At 49.2% G+C, this 13,017-nt stretch carries 16 protein-coding genes; 8 read left to right on the top strand and 8 right to left on the bottom strand.

Annotation, left to right across the window (positions count from 1 at the left end; all coding sequences use genetic code 11):
* Position 1 precedes the first annotated feature (1 nt).
* On the bottom strand, positions 2–385 hold the full coding sequence (locus D082_RS08740; protein WP_028948030.1) for a hypothetical protein: 384 nt from the start codon (positions 383–385) through the stop codon (positions 2–4).
* Between the two features lie 133 nt (positions 386–518).
* On the opposite strand from D082_RS08740, the gene D082_RS08735 reads away from it, so the two are divergent.
* Genes D082_RS08735 through D082_RS08720 form a run of 4 tightly spaced genes read left to right on the top strand, consistent with a single transcriptional unit; the run spans position 519 to position 3,991 of the window.
* A complete protein-coding gene (locus tag D082_RS08735) occupies positions 519–2,024 on the top strand; it encodes a UbiD family decarboxylase (protein ID WP_028948031.1) in 1,506 nt (501 codons plus the stop codon).
* Between the two features lie 47 nt (positions 2,025–2,071).
* On the top strand, positions 2,072–2,371 hold the full coding sequence (locus D082_RS08730) for an SH3 domain-containing protein (protein ID WP_028948032.1): 300 nt from the start codon (positions 2,072–2,074) through the stop codon (positions 2,369–2,371).
* A 42-nt stretch (positions 2,372–2,413) separates the two neighbouring features.
* On the top strand, positions 2,414–3,589 hold the full coding sequence (locus D082_RS08725) for an LL-diaminopimelate aminotransferase (RefSeq protein ID WP_028948033.1): 1,176 nt from the start codon (positions 2,414–2,416) through the stop codon (positions 3,587–3,589).
* A 24-nt stretch (positions 3,590–3,613) separates the two neighbouring features.
* Positions 3,614–3,991, top strand: coding sequence for a DUF1622 domain-containing protein (locus D082_RS08720; protein ID WP_028948034.1), 378 nt, complete (start codon positions 3,614–3,616; stop codon positions 3,989–3,991).
* 61 nt (positions 3,992–4,052) lie between these two features.
* On the opposite strand, the gene D082_RS08715 is transcribed toward D082_RS08720, so the two are convergent.
* The 3 genes from D082_RS08715 to dnaN all read right to left on the bottom strand — a co-directional run bounded on the left by D082_RS08715 (position 4,053) and on the right by dnaN (position 6,717).
* Positions 4,053–4,502 (bottom strand): pentapeptide repeat-containing protein, encoded by a 450-nt coding sequence (locus D082_RS08715; protein WP_071880790.1) that lies wholly within the window; start codon positions 4,500–4,502, stop codon positions 4,053–4,055.
* Between the two features lie 107 nt (positions 4,503–4,609).
* Positions 4,610–5,404, bottom strand: a complete 795-nt coding sequence (gene trpA, locus D082_RS08710) for a tryptophan synthase subunit alpha (protein ID WP_028948036.1) — start codon at positions 5,402–5,404, stop codon at positions 4,610–4,612.
* Positions 5,405–5,541: 137 nt separating this feature from the next.
* On the bottom strand, positions 5,542–6,717 hold the full coding sequence (gene dnaN / locus D082_RS08705) for a DNA polymerase III subunit beta (RefSeq protein ID WP_028948037.1): 1,176 nt from the start codon (positions 6,715–6,717) through the stop codon (positions 5,542–5,544).
* A gap of 142 nt (positions 6,718–6,859) precedes the next feature.
* Here dnaN and D082_RS08700 point away from each other — a divergent pair, with 142 nt between their 5' ends.
* The 3 genes from D082_RS08700 to D082_RS08690 all read left to right on the top strand — a co-directional run bounded on the left by D082_RS08700 (position 6,860) and on the right by D082_RS08690 (position 8,297).
* On the top strand, positions 6,860–7,366 hold the full coding sequence (locus D082_RS08700; RefSeq protein WP_028948038.1) for a DinB family protein: 507 nt from the start codon (positions 6,860–6,862) through the stop codon (positions 7,364–7,366).
* A gap of 137 nt (positions 7,367–7,503) precedes the next feature.
* On the top strand, positions 7,504–7,794 hold the full coding sequence (locus D082_RS08695) for a 4a-hydroxytetrahydrobiopterin dehydratase (protein ID WP_028948039.1): 291 nt from the start codon (positions 7,504–7,506) through the stop codon (positions 7,792–7,794).
* Positions 7,795–8,072: 278 nt separating this feature from the next.
* Positions 8,073–8,297, top strand: a complete 225-nt coding sequence (locus D082_RS08690) for a hypothetical protein (RefSeq protein WP_028948040.1) — start codon at positions 8,073–8,075, stop codon at positions 8,295–8,297.
* A gap of 23 nt (positions 8,298–8,320) precedes the next feature.
* Here D082_RS08690 and D082_RS08685 read toward each other — a convergent pair whose 3' ends face one another.
* From D082_RS08685 to D082_RS08670, 4 genes are all read right to left on the bottom strand, one after another.
* Positions 8,321–9,433 (bottom strand): YheT family hydrolase, encoded by a 1,113-nt coding sequence (locus D082_RS08685; protein ID WP_028948041.1) that lies wholly within the window; start codon positions 9,431–9,433, stop codon positions 8,321–8,323.
* Positions 9,434–9,470: 37 nt separating this feature from the next.
* Positions 9,471–9,815 carry a hypothetical protein gene (locus D082_RS08680; protein ID WP_238546666.1) on the bottom strand — a complete coding sequence of 115 codons (345 nt, stop codon included), beginning with the start codon at positions 9,813–9,815 and terminating at the stop codon, positions 9,471–9,473.
* Between the two features lie 11 nt (positions 9,816–9,826).
* Complete coding sequence (locus D082_RS08675) at positions 9,827–10,219, bottom strand: hypothetical protein (RefSeq protein WP_028948043.1); 393 nt, start codon at positions 10,217–10,219, stop codon at positions 9,827–9,829.
* Between the two features lie 62 nt (positions 10,220–10,281).
* On the bottom strand, positions 10,282–11,466 hold the full coding sequence (locus tag D082_RS08670; RefSeq protein WP_010872566.1) for an NAD(P)H-quinone oxidoreductase subunit H: 1,185 nt from the start codon (positions 11,464–11,466) through the stop codon (positions 10,282–10,284).
* Between the two features lie 195 nt (positions 11,467–11,661).
* On the opposite strand from D082_RS08670, the gene D082_RS08665 reads away from it, so the two are divergent.
* A complete protein-coding gene (locus tag D082_RS08665; RefSeq protein ID WP_238546665.1) occupies positions 11,662–12,942 on the top strand; it encodes a SpoIID/LytB domain-containing protein in 1,281 nt (426 codons plus the stop codon).
* Positions 12,943–13,017 lie beyond the last annotated feature (75 nt).

Here is a 13,017-nt window from a genome sequence, read left to right as displayed (position 1 = left end):
CCTAGACAAGGAGAGCCGATTGATTTTGTTGACCAATAATTTCTTCATACAATGATTCAGCTACAGCTTGATGTGCTTTATGTAAATGCTCCCACTCCACTACCCTAAAAAGGGTAAAAATAACTTGGTCAAAAATAGGATCTTCATCAATGGCTAAAATTACTCGTAGATCTGGGGTAACGCTGAAAGCATATAAAGAAGAATCGTATGCGTCTAACTTGCTGGGGAAAGGAAGATAATCGAGACTGCGATACATTAAGGCCGGATCAGTGAAAAAAAGACTAGCACAACTATCAATTTTACTTTCTATTTCAGTTCTCTCCTCTGGGCTTAAATGCTGAAGATCATGCTCAAAACCCCTGGTTAACTCAATTGAAATATCCACAAATTCATACTCCGTTTCCTTGGGTGTTTGCAACCGCTAACCACTAGCATAGCGGCAAATTCCCGTTGGCGATCGCCATCCTGGCAAGGCTAAACCCGTTAAGCTAGAGAGCGTATTTGTTTAGACATCAGCCATGGCCAGAGATTTACGGGGATTCATCCAGTTGTTGGAAGCACGGGGGCAGTTGCGTCGCATTACCGCTGAGGTGGATCCCGATTTGGAAGTGGCGGAGATTTCCAACCGCATGTTGCAGGCCGGTGGTCCAGGGCTGTTATTCGAAAATGTTAAAGGCTCCCCCTTCCCCGTAGCGGTGAATTTGATGGGGACAGTGGAGCGTATTTGCTGGGCCATGAATATGGAGCATCCCCTGGAGTTGGAGGATTTGGGCAAAAAGTTGGCCCTGTTGCAACAGCCTAAACCCCCCAAGAAAATTTCCCAGGCCATTGATTTTGGCAAAGTTTTGTTTGATGTGCTCAAGGCTAAACCGGGCCGTAACTTCTTTCCCCCCTGCCAAGAAGTAGTCATCGATGGTGAAAATTTAGATTTAAACCAAATTCCCCTGATCCGGCCCTACCCCGGTGATGCGGGCAAAATTATAACCCTCGGTTTAGTAATCACCAAGGATTGTGAAACGGGCACGCCTAATGTGGGGGTTTACCGTTTGCAATTACAGTCCAAAACCACCATGACTGTCCATTGGCTCTCCGTGAGGGGGGGGGCTAGGCATTTACGCAAAGCAGCGGAACAAGGGAAAAAATTAGAAGTGGCGATCGCCTTAGGGGTAGACCCGTTAATTATTATGGCGGCGGCCACACCGATCCCAGTGGATTTGTCAGAATGGCTGTTTGCCGGTCTATACGGTGGTTCGGGAGTGGCGTTGGCCAAATGTAAAACCGTTGATTTGGAAGTGCCAGCGGACTCGGAATTTGTCCTGGAAGGGACCATTACCCCTGGCGAAATGTTACCCGATGGGCCTTTTGGAGATCACATGGGCTATTACGGTGGCGTGGAAGATTCTCCCTTGGTGCGGTTCCATTGTCTGACCCATCGGAAAAATCCCGTTTATTTGACTACCTTTAGCGGCCGTCCCCCCAAAGAAGAAGCGATGATGGCGATCGCCTTGAACCGGATTTATACCCCCATTTTGCGGCAACAGGTTTCCGAGATTACCGACTTCTTTTTGCCCATGGAGGCGTTGAGCTATAAAGCGGCCATTATTTCCATTGATAAAGCCTATCCGGGACAAGCTAAGCGGGCCGCCCTCGCTTTTTGGAGCGCCCTGCCCCAGTTTACCTACACAAAATTTGTCATTGTGGTGGACAAGGATATTAATATTCGTGATCCCCGGCAGGTGGTCTGGGCCATCAGTTCCAAAGTCGATCCAGTGCGGGATGTATTTATTTTGCCGGAAACTCCCTTTGACAGCCTCGATTTTGCCAGCGAAAAGATTGGTTTGGGGGGCCGCATGGGCATTGATGCCACCACCAAAATTCCCCCGGAAACGGATCATGAATGGGGCAAAGTATTGGAATCGGATCTGGCCATGGCGGAACAGGTTAGCCAACGCTGGAAAGAATATGGTTTGGGGGACATTAATTTAACGGAAGTTAATCCCAATTTGTTTGGTTATGACGTGTGAGACAATCTTAGTTAAAGAAGCTCCTGAATAAATAGTGATTTTTGGCAATGAATTATTTTAAAAATGCATTGTTAACCAGCATCTTTTGCTTGACGTTAATTACATTACCCTCCCAAGCAAAGGAAATTTGTAAAGTGACAGATCCCACCGGCACTCCTCTCAATGTTAGGGACAGTCCCAATGGCAAAGTTATTAATGCTTTAAGAAATAATCGAGAAGTGGAAATCCTAGAAACTGATTTTGACCAACAGGGTCGCCCTTGGGCAAAGGTTGCTGGTTATTACCAGGGTCGTTATCGAGTTTGGGGTTGGGTAATTAGGGAATTTATTAGCTGTTACGAACGCTGACCAAGTTCTCAGTTCTCAATAGTTAATAGCCCTAGTTTTTTTATGCAATTTGCTGATCGTCTCAATCTCTTTGGTGGTAATGTTTTTGCCGATATGGATCTGGCTAAAACCCAGGCTAGGGCCCAGGGACAAACCATCATTGATCTTTCCCTTGGTTCTTCGGATTTACCTACTCCAGCCCCAATTTTGGCCACGATCGCCAAAGCGTTGGATGATCCCCAAACCCATGGTTACCTCCTGCATCAAGGAACCCTACCGTTACGAGAGGCAATCGCCGTTTGGTATGAAAAACGTTTTGGCTTAGCGGTGGATGCGGAAACGGAAGTTTTACCTCTAATTGGTTCCCAGGAAGGCACAGCCCATTTACCGTTAGCAGTGTTGAATCCAGGCGATGTGGCTCTGTTAATGGACCCCGGCTATCCTTCCCACATGGGGGGCGTGCACTTGGCGGGAGGGGAAATTTATCCCATGGCGTTGCGGTCAGAAAACCAATTTTTGCCAGTTTTTGCAGATATTCCCGATGCGATTTTAGCCAAAGCCAAAATGATGGTGCTCAGCTATCCCCACAACCCCACCACGGCGATTGCCAGTCTAGATTTTTTTCAAACAGCGGTGCAATTTTGTCAGGATTATAATTTAGTATTGGTACACGATTTTCCCTATATGGATCTGGTTTTTGATGGCACGGAACTGCCCCCATCCATACTGCTGGCCGATCCCGAAAAATCCCGTTCCATTGAATTTTTTACCTTTTCTAAATCCTACAATATGGGAGGCTTTCGCATCGGTTTCGCCATTGGTAATACCCAATTAATTTCTGCCCTGAAAAAAATTAAGGCGGTGGTGGATTTCAATCAATACATAGGCATTCTTCAAGGGGCGATCGCCGCCCTGGAAAGTCCCCCGGAAATTGTGCAACAAACGGTGCAAATTTTTGCCCAACGCCGGGCCACATTGGTTGACGCTCTGCAAAGTATTGGCTGGAATGTGGCTTTACCCACCGCCACCATGTATGTTTGGGCACCGTTACCCCCCACTTGGTCTGGCAATTCCTTGGAATTTTGTCAAAAACTGGTGGCCAGAACCGGCGTAGCCCTTTCCCCTGGGTCTGGCTTTGGTCCAGGGGGGGAAGGTTATGTACGTTTTGCTTTGGTACAGGAGCCGGCCATTCTAGCCACGGCGGCCCAAAAAATTGGTCAATTTCTTAACCAAAACTAAATTGAAAGGAAAGGGAATAAAACCATGGAACTTTTAGATCATTATCTGGGCAATTTAGTCAGTGTTACCAAATTTGTACTGGAAAGCGTTTCTGTGCTCTGTATTATTCTCGGCCTAGTGAAAACTTTGCAAATGGTCTGGGCTGGCGATCGCCGCACTATGAACACGCCCAAATTTTTTAACAGTATTCGTTTGCAATTCGGTCTGTGGCTAGCTTTAGCGCTGGAATTCCAATTGGGGGCAGACATCCTCTCCACCACCATTGCTCCCACCCTAGAAAGCTTGAGCAAACTGGGGCTAATTGCTGTGATCAGGACTTTTTTAAACTATTTTCTTGGCAAAGAACTGGAATCGGAAATAAGAATGGAAACTGAACAGGAAAGACAGGAATATGGCCGTTAACCATTGATCCATATTGATCCATGGCGATCGCCTTTTCCCTGCTCAACTTCAGTAAAGGCCATTAATCGTCGCCACCACCAATACCAATGCCGGTGTTGTAAATTTCCGCATTTTGGATGTTCATATCGTCAACGGTGGCACCAGTCACATCCACGTCGTAGAGTTTAGCAAAGGCAAAGTTAGCCGAAGTCAAATTAGCCCGGTTTAGGGTAGCATTGGTGACCATTGCCCCCCGCAGGTCAGCGTTTTCCAGATTGGCACCGGTCAAGTCGGCCCCTTCCAAGTTAGCTTCGTTGAGGTTAGTACCGGACAAGTTGGCGTTACGTAAATCGGCCCCAATCAGATGGGCTCCGGACAAGTCAACCCCGGATAAATCACAGTTCATACAGGCATTGGTTTCTAGCAATTGTTGAACTTGATCCGCATTTTCGGCGATCGCCATTCCACTCCAGACGAAGGGACTAGCAAGAACCATACCTAGGGCAATTAACGGGCTTTTGATGTTTTTCATAATTCTTCTCCTCTCGCTCAGTTAATCCCACAATAGAGGGAAAACCCCCGGGCTGTCTTCACCCAAATGGGCTAACTTAGCTGGGGGATGGGGATTTCCGCTTGTTTTTAACTGATGGCGGCTTTCAGTTCTCGGCAAAAAGTTTCCAAAGCTTGCAATCCCTGCGCCGGGGTTCCTTCCGCTAAACGTTTAACCATGGCGCTTCCTACAATTACCGCATCTGCGCCCCAAGCTTTAACCTGTTGAGCCTGTTCCGGTTGGGAAATGCCAAAACCCACTCCGATGGGCTTATCGGTCACCTGCCGCATCCCAGCCAGCAATTCTTCTACCCTGGCCCCAACTTCCGTTCTTGCCCCCGTTACCCCCGTCACACTGACCAAGTAAACGAACCCCTGGGACTTTTTGGCGATCGCCGTTTGTCTTTCTGGAGAACTGGTGGGGGCCACCAACAAAATTAACTCCAATCCCCTTTCGGCAGTGGCTTCCAATAGGCGATCGGACTCCTCCAGGGGTAAGTCTGGCACCACCAAACCCTTCACCCCAGCGGCTTTAATTTTATCGAGGAAAACGTCCACACCTTGGTAAAAAATAGGGTTGTAATAGGTGAATAAAATAATTGGAGCGGCAATATCTTGGTGAACTTCTCGGACAATGGCAAGTACATCATCCAGTTTGACCCCTTTTTGTAACGCCCTAGTGGCCGCCGCTTGAATAACAGGGCCATCGGCTAAAGGATCAGAATAGGGCACCCCCAGCTCAATTAAATCTGCCCCCGCCCGGTCTAGAATTCGCAACGCCTCGGCTGTGGTGGCTAAATCCGGATCCCCCGCTGTGAGGAAAGGAATCAAAGCACATTGCCCCCGTTGACGAAGGGCGGTAAAACAAGCGGCAACAGCGTTCATGGGCAGGCTAGGACAAAAAGGAAGGTGGAATTGGGAAATTTCCCTATAACCAACAGAGCAACTAAGGATAAGCAGTGGTCTGGGCCTCACATATTTTGCCACAGTCCCATGGCCAATCCCTAAAGGATTTGCTCAACCTAATTCACCAGACGCACCGGCATAACTAAATAGGTCATTTTCAACCCTCCCAAGGGAGTAAAAATTACTGGCTGATTACCCTCGTTGAGTTGCATTTGAATGTCATTGCTGGGCAGAGCTTTAAGACCATCCATTAAATATTTGATGTTGAAAGCAATTTGGCCCCCTTCGCCAATAATTTCCGCCCCCATGGATTCCTCCCCATGGCCCAAGTCCTGGGCTTCTACCGCCAACTGCAGCTGATTAGTGGGGGTTTGCAAAGTAAAAGTGACCAAATTATTTTTCTGATCTGCCAACACAGAAACCCTCTCCAAGGCACTGATTAAGCGTTTTCGGTCCATGGTGACGGTGCGGCTAAATTGACGGGGAATAAGTTGCCCGTAGGCGGGATAGGCCCCCTCTAATTTACGGCTGGTCAACCGTTGATTTCCTAATTCAAAAATTACTTGGGTATCATTCACCACGAGGGAAACTAAATCACTGTTACCCTGGCTGGCCACCATTCTTTCCAATTCCCGCAGGGCCCGGGCCGGAATAGTAACAGCAAAATCCGCCAGGTCACTGCCCGTAACCACCGCTTCCCCCTCATCATTTTCAATCTGGGTGGGGGCTTCCACCACTGCTAATCGGTGACCATCGGTGGCGGCAAATTCCAAACTATCGCTACTGCCCTTAATGTGCACCCCCGTCAGCACTTGTTTAGTCTCGTCGGTGCTGGCGGCAAACAACGCTCCCCGTAACCCTTCATTGAGGGTAGCCACCGGCAATAGTAATGGTTTGACCCCTTGCACCGTAGGCAAAGCGGGAAAATCGTCGGCATCAAGACCCCGAATTTGGAATCGTCCTGATTCTGAGGTGATGGTGGTTAAATGGCTATCTCCGGCTTCACTATCAGGATCGATCACCAGAGTGATGTCACCGTCGGGCAAACGGGAAACAATGTCGTTGAGTAATTTAGCGGGCAGGGTAATGCGCCCTCCCTGTTGTACGTCAGCGGTAAAACTACTCTGGATACCAAGGCTGAGGTCAAAGGCAGTTAAGCGCAGATAGTTGTGGTCCGCATCGGCCTCCAGGAGCACGTTGCCCAATACGGGATGGGTGGGACGGGAGGAAACAGCCCGACTGACAAGGGACAGACCACTGCTTAAATCACTTTGACGACAGATGAGTTTCATATACGCACAGCAAAAGGGGGGAAAGAAACCCTACCATTTTAAAGAAGTTAAGGAAAGATTTTTCCATAGCTGGGAATTGCTTGGACAGAATGATTCAGCTTGGATAGTATGGGACAGGTGTTACGGCTGAGGGAGGACTGGGATGCTTGATAATCAACGTTTTCTACTGCTGGCGGAATACAATCAATGGATGAACTCAAATATTTATCAAGTGTGCTCAAATTTATCGGAATATGAGCTAAAGCTTGATCGCAAGGCTTTTTTTAGCTCGATTTTCCTAACGCTCAACCACATTATGTACGGTGACTTGGCATTCTTATCCCGTTTCACGGGGGACCCAGAGGAAGTTCCAGAGCTGGGCGAGGAACTGGCGCCGACTTTTAGTACACTAAAAAGCAGAAGAGAGATGCTGGACCTGCGGATCATTGACTGGACAAAATCCTTGCAATCGGATTGGTTAGCAGTTACTCAGACTTACCAGAGCAAAGTGGATGGAAAGTTCAGGACTGTTCCCAGGTGGGTTTTGGTCACCCATATGTTCAACCATCAAACCCATCACAGGGGTCAAGTTACCACAATGCTTGCCCAATTGGGAATGGATTTTGGGAGCACTGACATACCATTTATGCCCCAGTTTCTTGTGGGCTAGCCCGGGGAGAAAACCATCGTCCGTAACGCTGGCACTTGTCTCCCAGCCTAGTTTGTGTGTAAAACTGGAGTCGGGCAATGGATAGTGGTAGCATCCAATCAAAATCTCCGATCTAGACAATCTAGACAAATTTCACCATGGCTACCCCTAGACGTTTAACTGACACGGAAATCCAAACAACCCTGGAGGCGCTTAGTGGTTGGAGCTTACAGGGCAATAAACTACATCGCCAATTCAAGTTTGCTAATTTCAATCAAGCATTTGGTTTTATGACCCGTTTAGCGTTGGTGGCGGAAACCCTTGACCATCACCCGGAATGGTCAAATGTTTACAATCGGGTCACCATCGATTTGACTACCCATGATGCTGGTGGCATTACAGAATTGGATGTCAAATTTGCCACTGAAGCCAATAGTTTCGCCGACTGATTTTGACCTTTTTGAAAAATTGGGTTCTAGGACTCGCTATTCTCCGGGATGGAAAGTACCTCTATGTGGGTAGATTCTTCTTTGATTTGTTAGGGGGAAGTGGTCCACCAAAGGTTTGTGCTATACTCGGACACGGCAGCAGAGCATTGACATTTACCCATGGATTTATCCCCCGTGGTTTGGTTCTGCCGGTTCTATTTCCCAGCACTGATCGCCTGCCACTGGTATCAAATTGTGGCGCGGTCTTGGTTGCTCCGCATACTCAAACTCATTGCTTTATGCTGGTACTTTCCATACTTTCCCTGGCCTTGGCCTCCTTCTCTGCTTTTCTTTGCTTTACCGTGCAGGAAGACGTAGTTCGCGCTTCGTTGGGTTGTGTGGCAGTGTTATCCATTTTGGTCACTCTCTTTTTTGCCCCCTGGGCTTTAAAGCTGAGCTTAGCCGCAGTTCCCTTTGGTGTGGAAAGATTTTACCGCATGAATCAGAACACCCCTCTGGATTAGAACTTGGCCATCAAATTTCGACCCTAGTTGGGTGGGTTTTGTTGGTCTAACCAATCTAAGGTGCGGTGGATCGCCCAGTTTTCGTCAGGGTCATGGTTTGCCTGCTGACAGCGAGCATTGGCAATGTAGCCCACATGGCCACCTTTGGCAGTTAACCGTAAATCCACTCCAGTAAATTGCCTTTGTAAAGCGAGCAATTCCCCTGCAATGGCCGGGTGAAACATTGGATCATCGGCGGCGTAGAGCAACAGAGTGGGTTTAACGATTTTACTCAACAGGGACAAGGCGCTACTAGCTTCGTAATAATCTTCCACAGATGTAAATCCGAGGCAATCGATGACCAAGTTGTGGTCAAAGCCCCAAATGCTCTGGGCTTGTTCAATGGCTTGGGGGTCCAACGCCCCCGGATGGTAACGGTACAATTGCCAAGCTAATTCCTTCAGCTTTTTGGCGATCGCCTTTTCCAAGTGCCGTCCCACTGGATGACTGATTAAATAACTGAGAGAGCGTTGGGAGTCGAGGCTAGGGCAAATGGCCATGGCTCCGCCAATGTCTGTCGGAGAAAGGGAAACTAAAATTGCATCATCGTTAGCCCAATCTGTCATGGTTTGGCCCTTGTAAACCCCCCAGAGGGAAAGCTGACCCCCAAGGGAATAACCCCCAAACCAAAAGGGACCGGGATAACCTAAAGCTTTAGCTTGGGCAGCTAAATAGACAAAATCTTCCCCTTCATATAAACCATCGGAGGTGAGGGTGGGGGAAAGTTCCGCCGTTTTACCGTGGGCTCGCCAGTCAAACAAAATTACGCCATAGTTCCGTTCATAGGCCCAGCGTCCCCATTGCCGTAAAAAACCCTGGTCTTCCAGGGAGCCGGTGATGCCATAGGTGGCAACTAATGTTCCTTTGGCCTGGGGCGGAATTGGCGATCGCCAAACGTGGAGGGGGACTCCCTGGGCGCCGGTCATCACCTGGCTAACGTATTTAGGTTCCCCACCCTGGGCTGAGTTTAAGCAACGCTGATTAGCCACAAAGGCAGTGTAGAGGGTCATAGCCAAGCCCGATGACAGATACCACGGGGGAGTGAACTGGGGAAAAGCTTGACATTTTTCGGACGGGGCCAACAGGGGCGATCGCATAAATTGAAGTTAGTTAAGGGCGGTGCAATCCAAGCTGCTAAGGAATGGGGATGGCATCAATCTGCAATTTAACCTTTTCATCGGGGTAGCTGGCTAAACGAATCGAGACACTACGCACCGAATCCGGCAACGGGCCAAATAGCTCGATGGTGCCGTTATACACCTGGCGATCGCCGGGTAAAGAAGGGGGCAAAGAATCAGCAAAGGAACTCAACAGGTTATTATCCTGATCCCTGACCTCCAGAAAACTGTATAAAAACTCTACTTCCTCGGCACTATTATTTTGCAAATTAACCGACAACTGGAGCCGGCGGCCATCCTGTACAATGTCATCCACCCGCATTATTACCCCCTGGTTTTCTCCACTGATAGGAGAAGTCACAGCACTGTCATCTAAGACTTTTTTTCCGTATCAGTCTCCGCCTCGGATTTTTCCTCTGTCTGATCGGCACTGGCAGAGTTGTTTTTCCCCTTGGGCAATTTCTTTTGCTCCTTGATATATTCCCTCGTTTCCTTGGATACCTGCTGGATATTGACGGGCACAAATTTACCGGCGGATTCTGCCCCATCCCCAGGTTTTTCTCCCTCTTTGGGCGCGATAATGAACTGTTCCATGGGATTACTGGTGGGTTGCACGACTCCCTCCAGAGCTTCATCCCCCAATTTGTAACTAACAAAAGCCGTTGCCCCCATACAGGCTAACACCCCTAAGAATAGGGCTAGGGGGCTGGCAACAAAATCACCGAAATCGAATCGGCGCTTAGCTTTGACGACCTTATTAGGCATGGGAAATGGGAAGAAAAACTGGCTCGGAATTCTCAGAATCTAGCAGTGCTAACCGGGGCCAATTAACGGTCCACCGATCCCATGATAATGTCAATGCTACCGAGGATGGCCATAATATCCGCCACTTTCACCCCTTTGAGAATGTGGGGCAAAATTTGCAAATTATTGAAATCAGCAGAGCGAATTTTCCAACGCCAGGGGAAAACATCATCGTTACCCTGGATGAAAATACCCAGTTCCCCTTTTCCGCTTTCTAGCCGAACGTAATGTTCCCCGGCGGGGATTTTAAAGGTGGGGGCAACTTTTTTGGCAATGTACTGGTACTGGAAATCATTCCACTCGGATTTTTTGCCCTCTTGGAGTCGCTTGGCTTCCAGATTTTCGTAGGGGCCACCGGGCATTGCTTTTAAAGCCTGACGAATAATTTTGACCGATTCTCGCATTTCCCGGATACGCACCAAGTAACGGGCGAAACAATCCCCAGCGGTTTCGTACTGCACTTCCCAATCAAGCTCGTCGTAGCATTCGTAATGGTCCACCTTACGCAAATCCCATTTCACCCCGGAACCCCGGAGCATGGGGCCCGACAAGCCCCAGTTAATGGCTTCTTCCCTGGTTACAGTGCCTACGCCCTCTACCCGACGACGGAAAATAGGGTTGTTGGTGATCAGTTTTTCGTACTCGTCAACTTTGGGTAAGAAGTAATCGCAGAAGTCTTCACATTTATCGTTCCAACCGTAGGGCAAATCCACCGCTACCCCGCCGACTCGGAAGTAGTTATTATTAATCAACCGCATACCGGAAGCAGCTTCCCACAGGTCGTAAATCATTTCCCGTTCTCGGAAAATATAAAAGAAGGGAGTTTGGGCACCCACGTCCGCCATGAAGGGGCCAAGCCAGAGTAAATGGTTGGCAATGCGGTTCAACTCCAGCATAATCACCCGGATATACTGGGCCCGCTTGGGTACTTCGATGTCTGCCAATTTTTCGGGGGCGTTAACGGTGATGGCTTCATTGAACATGCCGGCGGCGTAGTCCCAACGGCTGACGTAGGGCACATACATAATGTTGGTGCGGCTTTCGGCAATTTTTTCCATGCCTCGGTGGAGATAGCCAATCACTGGTTCACAGTCGACCACGTCCTCCCCATCCAAGGTGACAATCAGACGTAACACCCCGTGCATAGATGGATGGTGGGGGCCCATGTTGAGCACCATTGGTTCAGTTCTGGTTTCAATCTTGGTCATACCCGGTTAACTGCTATCGGCAGGGATGTGGTGTGGTCGAACGAAAAAATCTCTTTAGAAGATGATATGACATGGCCCTTGGGGAGGCAAGGCATTCCCTGGAGAAGCTAGTATCGACGGCCTTTTGGCAGAAACCGGCCTACAATATTCAAAGTTTTGTTATTTTGGCTCCGATATGCTGGGGCGGAGTGCGGTTTGAAAAATTTTTCCGGTGGCATGAAAAAATTAACTTCTTTTCCTTTCCCGTCGCTTAAATCCCTGCAAAGACTTTCCCCTGTTACCCTGGCTCGCCGTTGGGGCGTTTCCCCAAAGTGGGCTTTGATGTTAATCCCCCTAGCTTCCATTGGCAGTATCCCTCTATTGTTAGCCTGGAGTGGCTATGGGGAAGATGGTAATACGATCGCCAAGGGTCAAATTAACAACACTGAGGTGATTGCCGATATGGCTGGGGAAGAATTGATTAAAACTCTGCCGCCCCTAAGCCAAATTCCATCCCCTCCTAGCTCCTCTGCTTCGGGCTTAAAAAGTCCCCGTCCCATCACCGCCGAAAGTTTAGCTAAAAGCGCTCCGGAAACCCCCACTGGGCTAGCGGGTAATGTTTCAAGTCCCGCTGTTACATCCCCGACAACTGGGAACAGGGTCTCCGTTCAAAATCCTGCCCCGGCTCCATCTGCCCTGGGCGCTCCAGCCTCCACCATTGCCCAAACAGCTCCACTGCCGCCCCCCACGGCCACCCCAGTGGACTACACTCCGCCGCCGTTGGAAATTCGGGTTGGTATTCAGCGGGACGTACCAAGTGTGGCGATCGCCGCTTCGAGCCAGGGTTATCTGCAGGATCGCCAGGGCCAGGGGTTAATGAGCCTCAGTTCTGGCCAAAGCATTAACGTCATGGCCCAGGGCAATAGTTTGCTGATCAATGGTCGTTCCGTTCCTGGGGTGGTCTGGTTCACTACCGATGCCAATGGCTATTTAGCCGTAGGTGATCGTTGGTACAGGGGAAGGGTATTATTGGTGCCCCGGGGTGATAAAGTTTTGGCAGTTAACTACGTCAATTTGGAGCATTATTTGACCAGCGTGGTCGGTAGCGAAATGCACTCCACTGCCCCCACTGAAGCCCTCAAAGCCCAGGCGATCGCCGCCCGTTCCTACGCCTTGGTGCACATGGTGCGCCCCGCCAGTCAATGGTTTGATTTGGGTGACACCCAACGCTGGCAAGTTTATAAGGGCATTGGCAGTGAACAGGGCCCTTCCCACAATGCCGTTACTGCTACTTTAGGACAAGTGTTGAGCCATAACGGTGGGGTGGTGGAATCCCTCTATGCCTCCACCGATGAGATTGTCGCCCGAGTTCATAAGGGTAAAGGTATGAGTCAATACGGAGCCTACGACCTAGCCCGCCAAGGTTATAACTATCAGCAAATCCTCAACCGTTACTATCCCGGGGTGGAAGTGGCCCGGGTGGTGTTAAAAAACTGAGGGATTACTTGCCCGGACGCTCCCGCTTTGGCGATACAGTATAGGCAGTTACAAGTCAATTTTCTGATTTCAGTT

Source organism: Synechocystis sp. PCC 6714, assembly GCF_000478825.2.
In the GTDB taxonomy this organism is placed as follows: domain Bacteria; phylum Cyanobacteriota; class Cyanobacteriia; order Cyanobacteriales; family Microcystaceae; genus Synechocystis.
Note: the sequence above shows the minus strand (reverse complement) of the source record. Positions and strands in the feature narration are given on the sequence as shown.